We start from the raw sequence: 18,748 nt of genomic DNA on the forward strand, positions 1-18,748 counted from the left end.
CATCGAGGCCCCAACCGCGCCGAAAAGAGGGTATTCAAGTGACGAAACAATTAACGACCAAGCAGGTTTTCCGCCGCATCAAGCGTGCCATGAAACGCAAGAAACCGCTGTCCCTGGTCAGGGTCGGAGACGGCGAAAATATCGTTTTGGCGCAAAAATCCGTCTGGCCTCTCTGCACCGTCATGCGTCAAGAGTGGGCCAAAGACGCCAAAAGAGGCAAGAAGGGGATCCCGTTCCCGAATACGAAGTTCCGCAACCAGGTGGCCCGTTCCATCCGCCGGGCGACCATCGTCGGGATTCTGCCCCTGAACGACCGAATGATCAAAGCGCCCGCGTATTTGAAAAGAGGTCTGACCAATCTCGTCTTCCCCTATTTCCGTCTGCGGCCGAAGCTGACTTGCCATGCCTGCATCAACCGGATCGCGGTGCGGAAGGCGGTCTTCAAGAAGACGTTGAAGGGCAAACGGATCCTCGTCATCAACCGCAAGCCGTCCGCGATCAAGAAACGGCTGGAGCGCAAGCCGTACCGGCTGCGAGTAACCGCGACCATCAAATTCTCGCATCACAAGCAGATCAAGCGGACCGTAAGACGGGCCAAGAAGTTGCGGAAACGCTTCGACGTCGCGCTGATCTCCTGCGGCGTGAACGCGGTCATCCTGGCGCCGAAGATCGCCGCGGCAACCGGCAGGGTAGCCATCGATTTCGGCAAAGCCCCCATGAAGATGAAAAAACGATGAGCGGCCGGAATACAGGTTGACATATCGAGAAACGTCGATTTAATTACGTTATGAAGCGTCGAACCCATTGAAGTATTCAAGGCGCTGTCCAACGAAGCCCGCCTTCAAATCTTGGCGTGGTTGAAGGATCCGCAGGCGCATTTCGTACCCCAGGAGGGGGCTGATCTGTCCGAAATCGGGGTATGCGTCACCCAGATTACCGCCAAATTGAACATGACCCAATCGACGGCATCCCAGTATTTGTCCGTTCTGCAGCGGGCCGGTCTCGTACAGGCGACGCGATTGGGAAAATGGACCTTCTACAGAAGAGACGAAGAGGCGATTCAACAAGTCGCGGCTTATCTTCAGCGCGAGCTCTAAGTCGTAGGAACTGGATTCAATCCGTTTGAATTCAGTTTTTATTTTCCAGCATGCATCGACAAAACATGTGTTGACACCGTATGTACTGAACCGGCTGCCTGTAAAAAATCGTCTCGTGCTGTCCCCGATGACGCGCAAATCGGCCGAGCAAGACGGAAGAGCGACCGAGAAGATGGCACGTTATTATTCGAGCTTCGCGGAAGGCGGCTACGGGCTGCTTATTACTGAAGGAGTTTATAAGGACGAAGCTTACAGTCAAGGCTATGCGAATCAGCCCGGTTTGGCTTCCGAGCCGCAGGTGCAAGCGTGGAAACCGGTCACGGCTGCCGTTCATGCGAAGGGCGGCAAAATCGTGGCGCAGTTGATGCATGCGGGCGCCTTGTCGCAATGGAACGAATATACGGACGAGACGGCAGCTCCCTCCGCCGTGAAGCCCGTTGGCTTGAAGATGGCGCTGTTCGGCAGCGCCGGGGAATACAAAACGCCGCGCGCGTTAACGACGGCAGATATCCGGCTGATCGTCGAGGGTTTCGCCAATGCCGCATCGAACGCCAAGCGGGCGGGATTCGACGGCGTTGAGCTGCATGCGGCGAACGGGTATCTCCTGGATCAATTTTTGACCGGGTATACGAACCTTCGCGAGGATGAGTACGGTGGAACGATCGACAACCGCATCCGCCTCATCCAAGAGACGATCCGCGCCGTTCGCGGGGCGGGACGTGAAGTCGGATCTGTACGCGAATCCGCCGAAAGGCTGACCGAGCCAAGCAAAAAACGCAGAAAAGCATCAGCCGGCGGGATCGGTTCACGAACCCGCCGGCTGATCTTTTTCTTGCGTATTAGCCTTTCGCAGTCTTCAAGCCGTTCAGCATGCCGATAAAGTTCGCCGCGTATTTGTCGCTGGAAAAATGCGTCTTGATATGCTTCTCCGCGTTCGCGATGATGCGGTTGCGCAGCGGCAGGTTGGCGACGAGCGAGTGCGCTTCGCCGACCGCTTTGCCGATATCGGTGCGAGGATAGAGCTTCCCCGTGTGATCGTGCACGAGGAATCTTCGAATGCCGTCCGAATCCGTCGTCAGCACGGGGCAGCGGCAGAGCATCGCTTCCGCGACCGCGTAACCGAAGCCCTCCAGAATCGAAGTCGATAAGAGAAGCCCTCCCGAATCCCCGATGATCGATAAGTAATCCGCCATCTGCTCGTGCGGGATGTTCGCATGCATGACAAGCTTAGATCGAATTTGCAGCGCGTCCACCAATTGGTTGAACCGCTCGTTCTCCTTCGGTTCGCTCAAGCTCGGATCTCCGAATATCCACAGGTAACCGGTCGGATGCAGGCTGAGCAGGTTGGCGCCGATCAGCAGGTAATCCCGCCAATTTTTATTTTCCTCGATTCTCCCGATCCAACCGAAGATCGGATACGGCTTGGGCGGATAATAGGCGTAACCGAAATCCTTCGTATCGAGCGGGTCGTCGAAGCTGTAATGGAAAATGCCGGGCAAATGCTCGACCATCAGCCGCTGGAGATGGCTCGTCAACGGATACAATACGGCATCCGCCGCCCCCAGCACGCGGGCGGATATGTCCTTCAGGACGGCGTTCGCCGTACTCATCGTGCCAAGGCCCTGGATTTCGAAGATGAGCCGGCCTTTGTAGCCCAGCTTCCGCATCAGCATCAACAGCTTCACGTCGGTGCACACGACGATCGCATCGTACCGTTCGCGATCGAGCAGCCGCTTGATTGCCGCTTCGTCGCTCGTGACGACGGTGGGAATGTCTTTGATATTGCGCCGTCCCTCGCCGTCGACCGTATAGAGCAAATGGCATTCGACCTTCGTCTGATTCAGCGCTTTGCAGCGAATTCGGTTCAAGGTTTCCATCCCGCCGCTTGGATTGAAAAACGTGAAGAGTACTTTCATTCCGGATCACTCATCGTCATGAAGTTCGCTTTCATGTAGTCGGCGAGCGATTGTCTGCGGAACAGCTCGTCTTGGATGCGCGGCTTATGGTTCGGCTCGCTGGTATATCTGTAGTTGACCTGCTTATGGTCGTCCGTATAGTAGTCCGACAGCACGCTGGCCGGCGCCTTCTCCATTTGATTGAACATGACGGTCAAGTCCATCGAGTCCTTGAAGGATTGCTGCCCGAGAACGTAACTGTACGGAGATTGGACCATTTGGGCGGCATGCAGCAGAGCGGTCGTTCCGCCCGTATTCGGAAACCATTTGAAATCCGTCACCGGATGGGAAATGCGCGATAAATCCGCCGTAACCCGCATATCCGCCGATAGATCCAGGACGTAGCATAAGTAGTTGCTGAACGTTTGCTCGTATAAATTTTCGATTCGCCGCACGGCTTCGTCGCCCGACTCCTTGAGCGGGAACAGAATCGTGATCAGCGGCGCCATCCCTCTGCGCATTCTGGCATTGTGTCTGGCCAAATGGTAGGCATAGCGCCATTCCCGATGCTTCTCGTGCGAACGCAGCGTCGCCGATACGCTGAAGGCGGAGTCCACGCGGTAATCCATCAGCTCCACGGGGATGTATTTGATCTCGCAATGCTCCGTGAGGCGAAGCCAATAATCGTAATCTTCCACCGGCGCAAGGCCGTACCCGTCGATCAAGCCGGCATACCGGGCTTTATACATGAACGAGACGCCGATGATGGAGGAATCCAGCAAGAGGTCTTTGGCCTGCGATTGATATTGTCTCTGCGCGGCCAGCTGTTGCTCGGAGTTGATCGGTTTCCCGTCGTCGTCGATGCATTGGAACGAGCTGTACACGAGGCCAAGCTCCTTCGGACCTTTGCTGAGCTTGCCGCGCAGCGTCTCGAGATAACTCGGATAGTAGATATTATCGCTGGACACCCAAGTCCAATACTTGATGTCGGAGAAGCGCTGCAGATGCTTGAATCCCGTATTCAACGCTCCGGCGACGCCTTGATTGAAAGCAAGGGAGACCACTTCCGCCCGGCAGTCGCCGCCAAGGAATTGTCGGACGAGCGGCTCCATCTCGGGGGCACCGTCGATGACGATAATGAGTTTAAAGTTCCGGTACGATTGCCTCCGCACGGAATTCAACGCTGCCTCGAGAAAGGCCGGCTTTTGCTTATAGACAGGCATGACTACCCCTACGTCGATCATTACTTTCGCTCCTTCCCGCTGCTACCATCTCGTACTAGTTTATTACTGCCGTTTCGGATTGCTTGTGCGGGTAACCATGGCGAAGCAGACGAAAAGAAGGGAGCCCGCGACGCAGCTCCCCGCTTATTCGTGCGCGCTGCTCCCTAAGGCTCGGGTGAAGCGGACAGCGTCGAAATGACGGTCATTTCCTCCTGAAGCACGCGTTGTCCATGGACAAGATTGCCGAACTCGTCCAATCCGAACGTGGACAGGACGACTTCCGTCAGCGGGCCGATGACGCTGAGTTGCACCTCGTACGCGATATCGCCTCCGATGAAAAACGTGCGCGAATCGCTGGACTGGCCGGGCAGAAAGTAACCGGTCAAATAGGCAAGCTGTAGAACCTGCGTCGTGGCCGGCACGACATAAACCTCGACAAGCACGAGCGCTTGCACGTTGGTGATATTGCGGGCGTTCACGACCACGTTCGATGCGGCCGTGCCGATCGCCCGCGTATTCGTGATTAAACTCGTCGTATAAGGCATGTCCTCACTCCTTTTCTATCAGGGATAGCTCATACTATTCTCGGCCGCCTGAAAGTTTCGAGACGATTCTCCTTTCGCAATCGCCTATTTTCCTTTGCAATTGGCAAAAATACAGGCCATTCGGAGGCGAGCTTCATAGACTGATAGGAAGAAAAAGGCCGGAGGGACAACATGACCAATTTCAACTTCCAAGTCACGCCAAACGGCAATCCGAAGTTCGAGCCGAGCGTCGCGGTCAATCTGCTCATACCGGGCATCATGGTCTGCGTCGCGGTCGATACGACGACGGGCGTGCCGCTGATCGGCCTGTACCGTTCGCTGGACGGCGGCTTCAGCTGGGCGAACAGCCTGCTGCCGCTGCCCGCGGGCTTCACGGGAGCGGAGGCGCCCGTCGTCTCCTACGGATTTCCCACTATCTTCGTCGTGACCGCGCACGTGTTCCCGGGAGCGGATTCCGGCACGACCGTCGCTTACACGTCGACGGACAACGGGGCGACGTTCGGCGCTCCCGTCATCGTCGCGCCGGGTTTCGGCACGTATATCAACAACGACGAGACGAACGTCTATGTCGACACCTCGCAATCTAGCCCATACTTAGGCAATACGTACGCCAGCTACAACCATCAGTTCAATGTCGCCAACGGCGGGAACTCCACGGCCTTCTTCCAGCGCTTGCGGAACGGTTCCACGACGTGGGACCAGCCGATTCTGCTGTCGAGCGAATCCAACCAGGTCGAGCGGCCGGACATTACGGTCGATCTCGTCGGCACGATTTACGCCGCCTGGGTCACCGTCAATCCGATCTTCGAGTTCGTCGTTCGTCCGTCTTTTGACGGGGGCACGACATTCTCGCCGGCTGCAGTCGTCTCGAACGTCGTGCCCGTGCCTTCGCCGCTGCCCGTCGTCGGCTATAACTTCCGCGTGCTCACGTTTGCCGCGATCTCGGTGGACCGGTCCGTCGGTCCCTTTACGGATACGGTATACGCGATCTGGCAGGACAATCGGCAGGGCTATGCCGACATATTCATGTCGAAACGTTCGCCGAGCACGAACATCTGGTCGAGTCCGGTCAGCATTACGGGCGCGCCGGCGGGCTCGCAGAACTTCTTCCCGGACGTCGACGTCGATCCGCTCACGGGCGTCGTCAACGTCATCTATTACAGCAACCAGATCAACGGCTTCGATCTCGACGTGTACGTCGCCAGATCCATCAACGGCGGGGCGAGCTTCACGAATACGCGCATTACGAACCAATCGTTCAACCCGAACGGAAACTCGATGGTTCCCGTCCCGCTGATCGGCGATTATATCTCGATCGCGAGCGTGCCGCCGGGCGGCTATATCGGCGTTTGGCTGTCCACGCAGCCGGTGGGTACCCAGAACATATTCGCGGGCTATTCCGATGTCGTCATTCCGTGACGCCGGCGCGACGAACAATGAGCGTTTGCCGGCTGACACCTATCACACGGACACGAGAAAACGGCTCATTCATAACGTAATGAGCCGTTCCTCTAAACTATTCGCGGCGTTACATAGCCGGACTGAGCGAGATGATGAAATTCAATTCTTCTTGCGAATACTGCTGATCGGTTACGAGATTTCCGAATTCGTCGATTCCGACGACCGTCATCAGCGTGCTAGGCGGATCGGAAGACACGTTGAGCTGAACCTCGTAAGCGACATTGCCGGCAATGAAAAATTCCCTGACATCGTAAGAATCCGCAGGTAGGACGTAAGCAGCTACATAGGCCGTGTAAAATAAGCTGGAATCCACCGAAGCAAAGATCTGCACCATAACCGTTACCGGATTAACGAGGTCCAGATTTCTCGTGCTCACGACGATATTGGAAGCCGCCGTGCCGAAAGCCCGCGTATTGGTAACGGTACCCGTTGAAAATGGCATGTCGAAACACCTCCTTCGTGCAAGACATGCTCCATTCTATGAAGGAAAAAGCGAAATGATAGAATTTCCCCGAAAATGTGCGCTTTGCGGCACCGTCGCCGCATTCGACAGGATAGCGGTCCAAGCTCTTCTCTATCATGCTACATAACATAGCTAGTAGAAAGGAGTGTGATGATCAATATGACAACGTTCTTGGATTACAAAACGACGCAAAACGCCAGCTATGCCAACTCGATCGCGATACCGATTACGGTCATTAATACGCCGCAATTGGTCGCGCAGCAAACCTTGAATTTAACCGCGGGAGCGCCTGGTTTAACCCGCGTAGGCTTCTCGGGGGTTGTTGCCATCCAATTGCCTTTGCTGCCGATTGCGACGAATATCCTCGTCACGGTCGTGAGAGGAGCGACTCCTGCGGGCGTAATCGTCTTTTCCGCTTCGGAAAATCTCAACTTGTCCTTGTTGGGGCCTCAGCTGATCGCGTTCACCGGTTCCGATTTCAATGCGCCGAATATCACCCAGACGTACTCGGTATTCGTTCAAAGCTCGGCGCTCGGCACGGTTCGGGTAGGTCCGGAAAGCTACAACTTTATCGGCACGTCGGATTAATAGCGTTATCGGCCATACTTTCATCCACGAGGTAACAGGGAGCTTCCGGGAATCATGCCGGCGGCTCTTTGGCGCGTCCGACCGCAGTCGACCAATCTACACCCGGTGCGTCTTCCGATAAAAGGAAGGCGTCATGCCGCGCTTATGACGAAATACGCGGCTTAAGTAAAAGCCGTTCTCGTACCCGCAGCGGGAAGCGATTTTGTCGATGCTGAGCGTCGTCTCCTCGAGCAGCCGGCAGGCTCGGGAGAGTCGCAGCTCCGTCACGAATTCGGACGGCGTCAAGCCGTACGCCGCGCGGAAGCGCCGGGTCAGCTGAACCGGCGACAGCGCCAGCGAGTCGGCCAGATTCCGCATGCTCAGCGGCGCGTAGGCATGAGCCGTCATGAACTGATGCGCCTGCTGCAGCTCCGGTGGGATGCCGGCCGGCACCGGAGCCTTGAGATAGGCTTGCTCCAGGCTCGCCAGCCGCAGCAGGTCGTTCAGCAAATGCTGCTTATGCGCCTGCGCGGACCGGTCCCGTTCGGACGCCAGCAGTTTCAAATAACGAAGATCGGAGGACAAGCGTTCCGTATCCGCGAGGCTGATCTTGCCCGTTAACCGCAGTTCCTCGCCGGGCCGTAACGACTCGTGCCCTTCCGTGTCCAGACCGAAATGCAGGAAGTGGAAGCTAAGGGGACTGACCGTTCTCCGATGGAACGAGGTATGCGGCGGGCAGATCACCAAGTCGCCGAAGCCCGCTTCGCCTTCGTCGTCCGCGATCGCATAGACGAACCTGCCGTCTTGAACGGCAAACATCGTCCAATGCGGATAGAGGTCGCGTTCGAGCGCGAATCGTTCTTTGCGGTCCCAATAGACATGCGATACGAACCTGGCGTAATCTTGAGCATTCATCCGTCTGTCCACCTCCGTACTCATGTTGAAATAAAGTATATCCGATATTGCAATTCCATGCATGTTAATCGAAAAGGGGATCTTATACTATGAAACCATAGATATTCAATCATGATATTCGAAGGAGTGCATGGAAGATGAAGCAAGAGATCGTAACGTCGGATATTACGGTCGTCGGCGGCGGACTGGCGGGGGTATGCGCGTCGATCGCCGCGGCCCGGCTGGGTAGGACGGTATCGCTCGTTCAGAACCGGCCCGTGCTCGGCGGAAACTCCAGCAGCGAGGTCAGGGTATGGGTGTGCGGCGCGACGGCGCACGGAACGCACCGTTACGCGAGGGAAACCGGCATCATGGGCGAGCTGTTCGTCGAGAACCAATTCCGCAATCCGGACGGCAACCCGTATATCTGGGATTTGGTCGTGATGGAGGCGGTGCGGGCGGAACCCAATATTCGCTTGTTCCTCAATACGGACGTGCATGAAGTCGACGCCGACGGCGGGGAGAACGACCGGACGATCCGTTCCGTCACCGGATGGATGATGGGCTCCGAGCGCAGGATCACGTTTGAAAGCGCTGTCTTCCTTGATTGCTCGGGCGACGGCTTGGTCGGGTTTCTCGCCGGCGCCAAGCACCGGGTCGGCCGCGAGTCGAAGGACGAATACAACGAAGAGTGGGCGCCGGTCGTTGCCGACGATATCACGCTCGGCAGCACGCTGCTGTTCTATACGAAGGATGCGGGCCGCCCGGTGCAGTTCATCCCGCCTTCCTTTGCCAAAGACATCGCGCAGACGTCGATTCCGCTGAAGCGGGTCATCCGCAGCGGCGATAACGGCTGTTCCTATTGGTGGATCGAATGGGGCGGCGAGCTCGATACCGTTCACGACAACGAGCGGATTCGCGACGAGCTGTGGGCCGCCATCTACGGCATCTGGGACTACATCAAGAATTCGGGCAAGTTCGAGGCCGACAATATGACGCTGGAATGGGTCGGTTCGATTCCCGGCAAGCGGGAGTACCGCCGGTTCCTCGGCGATTACGTGCTCAACCAGAACGACATCGTGGCGCAGCGCGAATTCGAAGACCGCGTCGCGTTCGGAGGCTGGTCCATCGACCTGCACCCGCCGCAAGGCATGTATTCGACGGAAAGCGGCTCGAAGCATATGCATATGGACGGCGTCTACCATATCCCGTTCCGTTCGCTATATTCCGTGAACGTTCGTAATTTGCTGATGGCCGGCCGCGATATCAGCGCCTCGCACGTCGCGTTCGGCACGACGCGGGTCATGGCGACCTGCGCGGTCATCGGAGAGGCTGCCGGCACCGGCGCCGCGTTGAGCGCGGCGAAGGGCGTTACGCCGCGCGAGCTGCATCGCGGCCACCTGCGCGAGCTGCAGCAAACGATGCTGAAGCAGGACGCCTCGATCATCGGCCTGCACAACGAGGATGCGGCCGATCTGGCGCTGCAGGCGACCGTCAAGGCTTCCAGCGCGCTCGCGCGGCTTGCGTTGGAGACGCCGGCGGAAGCCTGGCCGCTCAAATCCGACATGGGCCTGCTGCTGCCGGCCGACCCGGACATCGACGGCATCGAGCTCCTGGTGGACGCCGAGGACGCCGCGACGCTGACGGTCGAGCTATGGAATACGGGACGCGGCGAGAATTACGTGCCGCATGCGCTGCAGGCGACGGCATCGGCGCAGGTCGGCAGAGGAGTCAAGCAATGGGTGAGGCTGGACCTGAGCTGGACGCCGGACGCGCCGCAGAACGCCTTTCTCGTGATCAAAGCCGACGAGCGGATGTCGTTGCATCTGTCCGACCGGCCGCAAACGGGCGTGCTGGCATTCGCCAAGGGACCCGAGCCGTCCGTCTCCGCGGACCTCGAAGATCACCAGCATTCGCAGCCCGTCATCCAATGGAGCATGCGGCCGCTCGTCCGCAAGCCGTTCTGCTTCCGGCTGCTCTCGCCGACGCGCGCGTTCTCGCCGGAGAAAGCCGTCGACGGCTACGGGCGTCCGTTCGCGGGCCCGCGCATGTGGTCTTCCGCCGCGCTGCGTGACGACGCGCCGGAGTGGCTGGAGCTGAGCTGGGCGAAGCAGGTGAACGTCCGGTCGGTCCACGTCACGTTCAATGACGACGTGAACGAGGACCTGATCAACCTTCATCACCACCGCACGCCGTTCGCCGTCCTGCCGGAGCTGGTGCGCAATTACGCCGTCGAGGCATACGCGAACGGCGAATGGACCGCCGTGGCGGAAGGGCAAAACAATCACAAGCGCAAGCATGTCCACGCGCTGGGCGAGGCGGTGTCCGCCGACAAGATCCGAATCGCGGCCTACTCGACCAACGGAAGCCCTTGCGCGGAGATCGTCGAGGTCCGGGTGTACGAATAGTCTGCGGGCGCGAACAATAAGATGGTCTTGCAGCGGTAGCTGCAGGCCATCTTATTGTTGTTTTCTTATAAACGTTTGCTATAAATTATATATGCTTTTACATATATTGGTTTTGAGTAGATTGCATTCGGAAGGGGTGCCGCATGAACGACGATCGAACGACCGTATTGGTGGTCGATGACGAGCTGCCGATCCGTCAGGAGCTTCGGCTGTTTGCCTGGGAGAAGCATGGGACCGAATGGATCGGAGAGGCGGAGAACGGCGAGGAGGCGCTGCGGCTGTGCCGCTGCCTGGCGCCGGATATCGTGATCACGGACATCACGATGCCGGTGATGAACGGGCTCGAGCTGTTCCGAAGCCTGAAGGCGGAGCTGCCGCATGTTCAGGTGATCCTGCTCACCTGCCATTCGGACTTCGCCTACGCGAAAGAAGCGGTCAAGCTCGGCGCGGTGGAGTACCTCGTGAAGGTCGCGATGGACGACCGCGATCTCGAAGCGGCGCTGCGCCTCGCGAAAGCGGCCGTGCACCGCGAGAAATCGCTGCGGCTCGGCGCGGCGGAGCGCGGGCGGCGGCTCGCTTCCGAGCGGCTGCTGGCGTTGTCCCGCCAGCCGCATGACGACGGCGAGCTGACCGCTTGGCTGGAAGCCGCCTTTCGGACCTCGCTTCCGCTGCGGCTTGCCGCGCTGCATGCGGAGACGAGAAAGGAAGGACGGCTGATCGTTCATCATGCGCTCGAGGACGAGCTGAGCTCGCAGGAGCGTCTGAAGCCGTTCTCCTGGGTGCCGGCGGATAACGGTGTCTATGTGCTGGCCTTCCGCGCCGGGTACGGCGATCCGCCGGCATTGCGACGCGAGCTGGATACGTTGATCGAAGCGCTGTACCGCGCGCTTGACCGCAAGCTCTCCTTTCTCAGCGGCGCCTGCAGGCTGTACGGCGTTATCGGCGAACCGATCGGGCGTTGCGAGGAGTTTGCCGATCGGTACCGCGGGGCTTGCGAGAAGCCGGATGCGGCCTTCTATGAAAGCGCTTGCCGCGTGTTCGAGGCGCCTTCGGGCGGATCGTCCCCGCTGGACGAGACCGATGCGGATGAAATGTCGGCCAAGCTGCGCAAAGCCCGGTGGAACCGGGACCAGCTGGCGGAGACGATACGGGGAGCATTCGTCCCGTGGGCGGACGGCAGGCGCTTCGCGCCGGAAGAGCTGCGGCTGTTCGTCGCCGATTGGCTGCGGGATTGGCGCCGGGAACAAGCGGTCCAAGGCGTGAAGGAGCGCAAAGCGTCGAGCAGGGTAGCCGAAGCCCTGACGCTCGATGAATTGGCGGAAGCGTTCGCGCATGCGATCGAATCGCCGGACCGGGTTCGGAAGTGCCGCAAGGAAATTACGGACGCGAAGGCGTATATCGAGGCGAACCTGGAGAAGCCGATCACGCTGAACGCCGTGTCCAGGGAGGTGGGACTGAGCCCGCATTATGTGAGCCGGCTGTTCCGGGAAGAGACGGGCGTGCCGTTCAACGACTTCGTGACCGGGAAGCGAGTCGAGAAGGCGACCGCGCTGCTGCTGCAGACGTCGCTCAAGGTGTACGAGGTCGCGCAGCAGGTCGGCATTCCGAGCTACCGCTATTTCGCCGCCGTCTTCCGCGAATGGACGGGCGCCGCGCCGACCGAGCTCAGGACGGCGGATCAACACGGCAAAGGGGGATGACGGGATGACCCGGCTATACCGTTGGTACCGGAGATGGAGCCTTGCGACCAGGCAGTTTCTCTTTCTATTCATCGTGACGTTCGCGTTCTTCATCTTTCTCGCGTGGAACAACTATTACAAGGCTGCCGACCTGTTCAAGAACCAGATGGTATCGGACTCCGAGCTCCTGATCGCGCGCACGAACCAATTTCTGGACACGTACCTGGACAATGGCCGGAACGTCCTGCTGCTGCTGGCGACGGACGCCAAGACGCTGCTGGACAAGGACGGCGGCGAGCTGTCCGAGTCGCTGCGGTTCATCGCCGAGAACAACAGCGCGTTCGCCAAAACGCTGTACTTCATCCGCAAGGACGGCAGCGTGTACGCGAGCGCCCAGGTCAATTACGACATCATGGGCAACCCCAATCTGAGCGCGATCTACGACAAATCGCAGCAGACCTACGGGGCGGCCGTCGTGAGCCAGCCCTACGTATCGCCGCTCTCCGGCGCGACGGTCGCCATCTCGCTCCCGGTCAGCGACGATAACGGAAGCATGATCGGGGTGGCGGTCATCGAGCTCGATCTGGACAAGCTGAACCGGAAAATCATCGAATTGACCTCCGGCACCTACCAGACGTTCGTGATCATGTCGGACAAGGACAAGGTGGTCACGTTCGACCGCGACAACGGCATGCTGCCGCAGAAGCCGGGCACGTATCACGAGGATTTGCCCGAGCCCTTCGTCAGCCGGTTGGCCGGACTCCCGGTGACGGCGAGCGAGATGAGCGGCCAGGCGGGCAAGCTCGTGGTCGTCAAATCCGGACAGAACCGGCTCGGCTGGACGCTGTTCGTGCTGATCAAGGACCGTTATTTCTATCAGAACGTCACCCGCCTGCTCGATACGTACAAGACGGCCGCGGCGATCTGGCTCGTGATCCTGCTGTTCATGGCGTTTGCCATGTCCCGCTACTTGACCAAATCGATCCGGATGCTCGCGGCCAAGATGGACCGGGTCCATGACATGGGCGTGATCCCAAGCCTCGTCGTGAAGCGGGAGGACGAGATCGGGCGGCTCGCCCAAAGCTTCAACGCCATGATGGAGCGGATTCGCAATCTATTGAAGGAAACGAAGCAGATGGAAGAGCGGAAAAAGCAGCTCGAGCTGAAGGTGCTGCAAAGTCAGATCGCGCCGCATTTTCTGTACAATACGCTCGCCTGCATCGGAAGCTTGGCCAAGCAGCACCGGACGGAAGAGGTCAAGGAAACGATCAGGGCGCTGGTCGGCGTGCTCTCGCTCAGCTTCGACAAAACGTCGGAATTCATCGCGGTGGAGGAAGAACTGGAAGGGCTGGACATGTATATGCAAATCCAGAAGATCCGGTACGGCGACAAATTCGCGTACGTGCGGGAAATCGAACCCGAAGCGTTGTCCTGCCGCATCCTGAAGCTGACGCTGCAGCCGATCCTGGAGAACGCCGTCTTCCACGGCATCGTGCCGAGCCGCCGCGAGGACGGACTCGTCCGCGTTCGGGGCGCCGTCCGCAACGGAAAGCTGCGGTTCTATATTCGCGACAACGGCGTGGGGATGGAGCGCGCGAAGCTCCGCGGCGCGCTGGACGAGCCGCCGGCGGAACGCGGCGGAGAGCCCCCGTCCGGCATCGGAATGGCGAACGTCCACCATCGCCTGCGCCTGCGCTGCGGGGAGGCGTACGGACTGCGGATCAGGAGCCTTCCCCAGACAGGGACGGTCGTCCAGATCACGATCCCTGTGGAATATGAATGATCGGTTTGCGTCGACCTTCGGTCAACGCAGCATTCATTCGTTCATCCATCGACGATGATCGGTTTGCGGTGACCTCCGGTCAACGCAGCCTTCATCCATCGAAGATCGGTTTGCGTCGACCTCCCGAAAAATTGTCGGTTTTGTACGTCATTTCGCAACATCGCTGCATAGTTGAAGCCTGGCCGCCCTTGCTATACTTGGTTTACGCCATCCGATTGAATGCGTTTACATGAAAAGCGAGGTGAATCCGATGAACCGGCGGACTTCAGTCCCTTCCGCGCATGATCCCGCGGCGCAACCGGGCGTCCTGTCCGCATTCGGCAGAAGCATATGGCGCTACAAGGCTTTCTACGTGATGCTGCTTCCGGGACTCCTGTATTACATCGTCTTCAAATACATCCCGATGTACGGCGTCATCATCGCGTTCAAAAATTACAACTTGATGGAAGGGATCTGGTCCAGTCCGTGGGCCAGCCCGTGGAACAAGCATTTCCTGACGTTCTTCGAATCGCCCTATTTCTCGCAGCTGCTGACCAACACGTTCCTGATCAGCGTCTACAAGCTGATCTTCGGCATGGTTCCGCCGATCGCCATGGCGCTGCTGCTGAACGAATGCCGGATCAAATGGTTCCGTTCGTTGATCCAAACGTTGACGTACATGCCGCATTTCCTGTCGTGGGTCATCATCTACGGCATCCTGCTCGCGCTGCTGTCCCAGAGCTCCGGCTTGTTGAACCGATGGCTGGAGGACGCGGGCGGTACGGCGATCCCCTTCCTGACCTCGACGTCGTATTTTCGGTCGATACTGGTCGGTTCGGAGATTTGGCAAAATCTCGGCTGGGGCGCGATCATTTATTTGGCGGCCATTGCCGGCATCGATCCGACGCTGTACGAGGCGGCGCGGGTGGACGGCGCCAGCAGAATGCGGATGATCTGGCACGTGACGCTGCCCGGCATCCGGACCGTCGTCATCATGCTGCTGATCTTGAACCTGGGCCATATCCTGGACGCGGGCTTCGAGCAGATCTACATCATGTACAACGTGCAGGTCTATGCCGTCGCCGATATTCTCGACACGTGGGTGTTCCGCACCGGCTTGCAGCAGCTGAACTTCAGCCTGGCCTCGGCGGTCGGATTATTCAAGGCCGCGATCGGGCTGATCCTGGTGCTGGGGTCGAACAAACTGGCGAAGCGCTGGGGGGAAGGCATATGGTAAAAGGCACGAACGACCGCGTCGTTAATACCGTCGTGTTCGTCATCCTGTTCGGATGCGGACTGGCCGCGGTGTTTCCGCTGCTGTATGTCCTGTCCGTCTCGCTGACGCCCTTCAGCGAAGTGCTGAAGAACGGCGGCTTCATTCTGATCCCGAAATCGATCACCTTCGACGCGTACCGTAAGCTGCTCACGGAATCGAATATTCCGAGCGCCTTCAAGGTGACCGTGCTGGTAACCGTGATCGGCACGATTCTGAATCTGGTCGTTACCGCCTTAATGGCGTATCCCTTAAGCCGCAAGCAGCTCCCGGGCCGCAAATTTTTCCTGATGATGGTGGTGTTCACGCTGCTGTTCAGCGGCGGCATCATTCCGACGTATCTGGTCGTCAAGGCGCTCGGGCTGCTCGATACGATCTGGGCGATGATCTTGCCGAACCTCGTCTGGAGCTTCAACGTGCTTATCATGAAGAGCTTCTACGAGTCGCTGCCCGAGGAGCTGTTCGAATCCGCGAGAATCGACGGAGCCAAGGAGTTCCGGATCCTGCTGCAGATCGTCGCTCCGCTCTCCATACCGGTCACGATGACCATCGGGCTGTTCTACACTGTGGGGCACTGGAACGAATTTTTCCAAGCGATCATGTACGTGACCGATCGGACGCTGTTCCCGCTGCAAGTCGTCGTCCGCGAGATCTTGATTCAAACCCAGCAGCCGCTCGAAAACGTCGACAACATGACGCCGGGCGAAACGCTGCAAATGGCTTCCGTCATCATGGCCAGCCTGCCGATCATCGTCGTCTATCCGTTCTTGCAGAAGCACTTCACGAAAGGCATGCTGCTCGGCTCCGTCAAAGGTTGAAGCTCGGCGCGTCCGTTACTGCAGGAACGGGCGCGACCGGTTGAAACAATACCATGCGCATGGAAGGCCTCGCGAAGCCTGCAGCGCGGTTGCGGACGAAGGCTCCCGGTCATCGCTGCATCTCAGGAGTGCCCGCGCCGCCGCTTCTTCGCTTCGCTGCCCGGCCTTACAAGGGAAGGGGTTCATACAATGAGACGAATGAAAATCGTATCCGTCATGCTCGCCGTCTTCATGCTTTCGTGCAGCGTGCTCGCGGGCTGCTCATCCGGCAATTCCTCGAACGGGGAAGCTTCGGACGCCAACAAGCCGGCCAACGCCGCCGCGGGCAACGCCAACCAGCCGGCTGACGCCGCCGCGGACAATGGCGCGCCGGCCAAGGATGCCGAAGGCTCCGGCGCTTCGGCCGGCGCGGTCAAGCTCGACATCATCGAGACGGGCAACAATTTGCCGACGCCGGACAAGGACTTCATCAAACAGGCGATCGACAAAGCGATTCAGACGGACTTGAATCTAACCGTCTACGCTTCGGGGGACGATTACAAGAACCAGTTGAACGTGCGGATGGCCTCCGGCAATTTCCCGGATTTGTTCCAAGTGCCGGACCGCGCCGCGCTGAAGCAATTCGTGGATCAGGGACTGCTGCTCGACCTGACGCCTTATATGGATAAGCTGCAGGACGTCAAAGGCTTCATCGGCGACGAAAGCTTGAAGAAGACGACGATGGGCGGCGACGTCTACGCCATTCCGAAAGCGCCGAATATTCCGTACAATACGTATTGGATTCGCAAGGACTGGCTCGACAAGCTCGGCCTTCAGCCGCCATCCACGATCGACGAGTTCCTGAACGTGACGAAGGCGTTCGCCGAGCAGGATCCCGACGGCAACGGCAAGAAGGATACGATCGGGCTGACCGGCAGCAAATTTTCCACGTTCGCTCCGATCTTCGGCGCGTTCGGCGTAGGGGATCCGAACACGTTCTACGTCAAGGAAGGAAAGCTGGTCAATTCCTTGTACGATCCGGCGATGAAGGACGCGCTCGCGTTCATCAAGAAGCTGATCGACACCGGCGCTGTCGACCCGGAGATCATGGCCAATACCGGCCTGCAGCATCAGGAGAAGGCGATCAAGGGGCAGGCGGGCATCGTCTGGATCGACTGGCCGAACCTGAGCAAGGATCAATTCACCGAGCAGATCAAGAAAGTGAACCCGAACGCCGATTGGATCCAGCTCGCGCCTCCGAAGGGACCGGGCGGCCAATACGACGGTCCGTTCGACGCCGGCGGAACCTCCGGCATGTACGCGATCCCGAAGGCGCTGGAGAACGACAAGGAAAAGCTGCAAAAGGTATTCGATCTGCTGAACTACGTATCCGGCACGGACGGCTCGCAGCTCGTGCAGTTCGGCATTAAGGGCACGCACTTCAATCTGGAAGGCGACAAGGTCGTGCCGACGGACCTGATGGGCAAGGAGGCGGGCTTCACCTGGCTGTACCAGTTTACCGGCCGCCCGGAGATGGCTTACCTGCAGACCAAATTCGCGCCGCAATCGAAGTACATCGAATTTGCCAACAGCCAGCCGAGAATCCAGATCCTGAACGGATTTCTCTCCAATCCCGACGGCTATAATCCCGCGGATGCCACGCGGTTCATCGAAGAAGAATTCGTGAAATTCATTTACGGGAAAAACCCGATTGCCGGATACGACGCCTTCCTCAAAACGCTGGAAGCGAGCATGAACTTCAAAACGTACATGGACGCGTCGACCAAGCAGCTGGAAGATCTCGGTTACGGCAAATGAGGAGGAGGAACGCTGCATGACGACCCCGAGTCAGCCCGATATGCCGGAGCTGGTCAGGCAATTTCAGCGCGACGGCTACTTGATCCTGCGGGATGTCCTGACGGAAGAACGGGTGGCGCGGCTTAACCTGGCCGTCGACGAGCTGCTCGCCGGCGAACCCGAGGCGCTGTCCTATAATTGGTACAACAGCGTCGAGCGGCATCCGGAGATCGCCGGCCTGATCGACGAACCGGCCCTGCTGCCGCTGATGGTGAACCTGCTCGGCTACAATATCCAGCTGCACATCTCCCACTTGACGGTGCGCAAGCCGAATCCGGACGATCTCCGCACGGCTTCCCAAAGCTTCATCAATTGGCATCAGGACGGACCGCATCCGCAGTTTCCGCGCATCCACGGACTTGCTTCGACGTATTACGTGAAAGCGTGCTACATCCTGAGCGACATGTCGGAGCCGGATCGCGGCAACACGAAGATCATCCCGGGCAGTCACTTGAAGGCCGATTTCACCCCGGTTCAGACGAGCGTGGACGTGCCCGTCGAAGGGGAATTGCAGGTGTGCGGCAAGCCGGGCGACGTGTTCATCTTCCCGCAAAACCTGTGGCATGCCGGCGCGCCGAACCGGTCAGGCTTCACCCGGCGGCAGCTGTTCGTCGGCTACAGCCCGATCTGGATGAGGCCGATCGATTATCACCGGGCCTCGGAACGGATGCTGGAAGGCGCTTCGCCGATTCGCCGCCAGCTGCTCGGGGACATCAGCGGCAACTGCTTCCATTATTACGTGCCCGCGGATGCGATGGTGCCGCTCAAGTCGTTATGGCTGGGAGCCGGCCCCGGGCAAGATTCCTATACGAATTGAGCAAGCATCC

General features: G+C 58.8%; 17 protein-coding genes. 12 read left to right on the forward strand and 5 right to left on the reverse strand.

The genetic code is table 11. The features are described from left to right. Window positions 1–38 precede the first annotated feature (38 nt). From GT019_RS12650 to GT019_RS12660, 3 genes are all read left to right on the forward strand, one after another. Complete coding sequence (locus GT019_RS12650; protein ID WP_328803954.1) at window positions 39–737, forward strand: GT-D fold domain-containing glycosyltransferase; 699 nt, start codon at window positions 39–41, stop codon at window positions 735–737. Window positions 738–803: 66 nt separating this feature from the next. Continuing rightward, on the forward strand, window positions 804–1,097 hold the full coding sequence (locus tag GT019_RS12655; protein WP_161743844.1) for an ArsR/SmtB family transcription factor: 294 nt from the start codon (window positions 804–806) through the stop codon (window positions 1,095–1,097). A gap of 67 nt (window positions 1,098–1,164) precedes the next feature. Beyond that, the gene (locus GT019_RS12660; RefSeq protein WP_161743542.1) at window positions 1,165–1,977 is read left to right on the forward strand and encodes an oxidoreductase; all 813 of its coding nucleotides are present in this window, start codon (window positions 1,165–1,167) and stop codon (window positions 1,975–1,977) included. On the opposite strand, the gene GT019_RS12665 is transcribed toward GT019_RS12660, so the two are convergent. The 3 genes from GT019_RS12665 to GT019_RS12675 form a co-directional block, all read right to left on the reverse strand. Then, a complete protein-coding gene (locus tag GT019_RS12665) occupies window positions 1,937–3,013 on the reverse strand; it encodes a glycosyltransferase family 4 protein (RefSeq protein ID WP_161743543.1) in 1,077 nt (358 codons plus the stop codon). The genes GT019_RS12660 and GT019_RS12665 overlap by 41 nt on opposite strands. Further along, window positions 3,010–4,236 carry a glycosyltransferase family 2 protein gene (locus GT019_RS12670; RefSeq protein WP_161743544.1) on the reverse strand — a complete coding sequence of 409 codons (1,227 nt, stop codon included), beginning with the start codon at window positions 4,234–4,236 and terminating at the stop codon, window positions 3,010–3,012. The genes GT019_RS12665 and GT019_RS12670 overlap by 4 nt, the downstream gene beginning before the upstream one ends. 143 nt (window positions 4,237–4,379) lie before the next feature. Continuing rightward, a complete protein-coding gene (locus tag GT019_RS12675) occupies window positions 4,380–4,760 on the reverse strand; it encodes a hypothetical protein (RefSeq protein WP_161743545.1) in 381 nt (126 codons plus the stop codon). A 171-nt stretch (window positions 4,761–4,931) separates the two neighbouring features. Here GT019_RS12675 and GT019_RS12680 point away from each other — a divergent pair, with 171 nt between their 5' ends. Then, window positions 4,932–6,179: an exo-alpha-sialidase gene (locus GT019_RS12680; protein WP_161743546.1), complete on the forward strand. Its 1,248-nt coding sequence runs from the start codon at window positions 4,932–4,934 to the stop codon at window positions 6,177–6,179. Window positions 6,180–6,288: 109 nt separating this feature from the next. On the opposite strand, the gene GT019_RS12685 is transcribed toward GT019_RS12680, so the two are convergent. Then, window positions 6,289–6,663, reverse strand: coding sequence for a hypothetical protein (locus tag GT019_RS12685; RefSeq protein WP_161743547.1), 375 nt, complete (start codon window positions 6,661–6,663; stop codon window positions 6,289–6,291). Between the two features lie 180 nt (window positions 6,664–6,843). Between GT019_RS12685 and GT019_RS12690 the strand changes: the two genes are divergently transcribed. Further along, entirely contained in the window at window positions 6,844–7,272 is a 429-nt protein-coding gene (locus tag GT019_RS12690) for a hypothetical protein (RefSeq protein ID WP_161743548.1), read from the forward strand. A 96-nt stretch (window positions 7,273–7,368) separates the two neighbouring features. Here GT019_RS12690 and GT019_RS12695 read toward each other — a convergent pair whose 3' ends face one another. Then, window positions 7,369–8,166 carry an AraC family transcriptional regulator gene (locus GT019_RS12695; RefSeq protein ID WP_161743549.1) on the reverse strand — a complete coding sequence of 266 codons (798 nt, stop codon included), beginning with the start codon at window positions 8,164–8,166 and terminating at the stop codon, window positions 7,369–7,371. A 137-nt stretch (window positions 8,167–8,303) separates the two neighbouring features. Between GT019_RS12695 and GT019_RS12700 the strand changes: the two genes are divergently transcribed. The 7 genes from GT019_RS12700 (at window position 8,304) to GT019_RS12730 (ending at window position 18,738) form a co-directional block, all read left to right on the forward strand. Beyond that, a complete protein-coding gene (locus GT019_RS12700; RefSeq protein ID WP_161743550.1) occupies window positions 8,304–10,553 on the forward strand; it encodes an FAD-dependent oxidoreductase in 2,250 nt (749 codons plus the stop codon). Window positions 10,554–10,696: 143 nt separating this feature from the next. Next, window positions 10,697–12,253 (forward strand): response regulator, encoded by a 1,557-nt coding sequence (locus tag GT019_RS12705; protein WP_161743551.1) that lies wholly within the window; start codon window positions 10,697–10,699, stop codon window positions 12,251–12,253. Window positions 12,254–12,257: 4 nt separating this feature from the next. Beyond that, window positions 12,258–14,015: a cache domain-containing sensor histidine kinase gene (locus GT019_RS12710; RefSeq protein WP_161743552.1), complete on the forward strand. Its 1,758-nt coding sequence runs from the start codon at window positions 12,258–12,260 to the stop codon at window positions 14,013–14,015. Between the two features lie 229 nt (window positions 14,016–14,244). Beyond that, the gene (locus tag GT019_RS12715; protein WP_407945080.1) at window positions 14,245–15,231 is read left to right on the forward strand and encodes an ABC transporter permease; all 987 of its coding nucleotides are present in this window, start codon (window positions 14,245–14,247) and stop codon (window positions 15,229–15,231) included. After that, window positions 15,225–16,085, forward strand: a complete 861-nt coding sequence (locus GT019_RS12720) for a carbohydrate ABC transporter permease (protein WP_161743553.1) — start codon at window positions 15,225–15,227, stop codon at window positions 16,083–16,085. The genes GT019_RS12715 and GT019_RS12720 overlap by 7 nt, the downstream gene beginning before the upstream one ends. Window positions 16,086–16,274: 189 nt before the next feature. Continuing rightward, entirely contained in the window at window positions 16,275–17,882 is a 1,608-nt protein-coding gene (locus GT019_RS12725) for an extracellular solute-binding protein (RefSeq protein WP_235947878.1), read from the forward strand. Between the two features lie 16 nt (window positions 17,883–17,898). Continuing rightward, window positions 17,899–18,738, forward strand: coding sequence for a phytanoyl-CoA dioxygenase family protein (locus tag GT019_RS12730; protein ID WP_161743554.1), 840 nt, complete (start codon window positions 17,899–17,901; stop codon window positions 18,736–18,738). Window positions 18,739–18,748: the final 10 nt, after the last annotated feature.

This window comes from Paenibacillus glycinis (assembly GCF_009909185.1).
Classification (GTDB): domain Bacteria; phylum Bacillota; class Bacilli; order Paenibacillales; family Paenibacillaceae; genus Paenibacillus_Z; species Paenibacillus_Z glycinis.

Coding starts and splice junctions, on each gene's coding strand:
- GT019_RS12665 (WP_161743543.1), bottom strand. CDS start 3,013: ATGAAAGTACTCTTCACGTTTTTCAATCCAAGCGGCGGGATGGAAACC.
- GT019_RS12670 (WP_161743544.1), bottom strand. CDS start 4,236: ATGATCGACGTAGGGGTAGTCATGCCTGTCTATAAGCAAAAGCCGGCC.
- GT019_RS12675 (WP_161743545.1), bottom strand. CDS start 4,760: ATGCCTTATACGACGAGTTTAATCACGAATACGCGGGCGATCGGCACG.
- GT019_RS12680 (WP_161743546.1), top strand. CDS start 4,932: ATGACCAATTTCAACTTCCAAGTCACGCCAAACGGCAATCCGAAGTTC.
- GT019_RS12685 (WP_161743547.1), bottom strand. CDS start 6,663: ATGCCATTTTCAACGGGTACCGTTACCAATACGCGGGCTTTCGGCACG.
- GT019_RS12690 (WP_161743548.1), top strand. CDS start 6,844: ATGACAACGTTCTTGGATTACAAAACGACGCAAAACGCCAGCTATGCC.
- GT019_RS12695 (WP_161743549.1), bottom strand. CDS start 8,166: ATGAATGCTCAAGATTACGCCAGGTTCGTATCGCATGTCTATTGGGAC.
- GT019_RS12700 (WP_161743550.1), top strand. CDS start 8,304: ATGAAGCAAGAGATCGTAACGTCGGATATTACGGTCGTCGGCGGCGGA.
- GT019_RS12705 (WP_161743551.1), top strand. CDS start 10,697: ATGAACGACGATCGAACGACCGTATTGGTGGTCGATGACGAGCTGCCG.
- GT019_RS12710 (WP_161743552.1), top strand. CDS start 12,258: ATGACCCGGCTATACCGTTGGTACCGGAGATGGAGCCTTGCGACCAGG.
- GT019_RS12715 (WP_407945080.1), top strand. CDS start 14,245: ATGAAAAGCGAGGTGAATCCGATGAACCGGCGGACTTCAGTCCCTTCC.
- GT019_RS12720 (WP_161743553.1), top strand. CDS start 15,225: ATGGTAAAAGGCACGAACGACCGCGTCGTTAATACCGTCGTGTTCGTC.
- GT019_RS12725 (WP_235947878.1), top strand. CDS start 16,275: ATGAGACGAATGAAAATCGTATCCGTCATGCTCGCCGTCTTCATGCTT.
- GT019_RS12730 (WP_161743554.1), top strand. CDS start 17,899: ATGACGACCCCGAGTCAGCCCGATATGCCGGAGCTGGTCAGGCAATTT.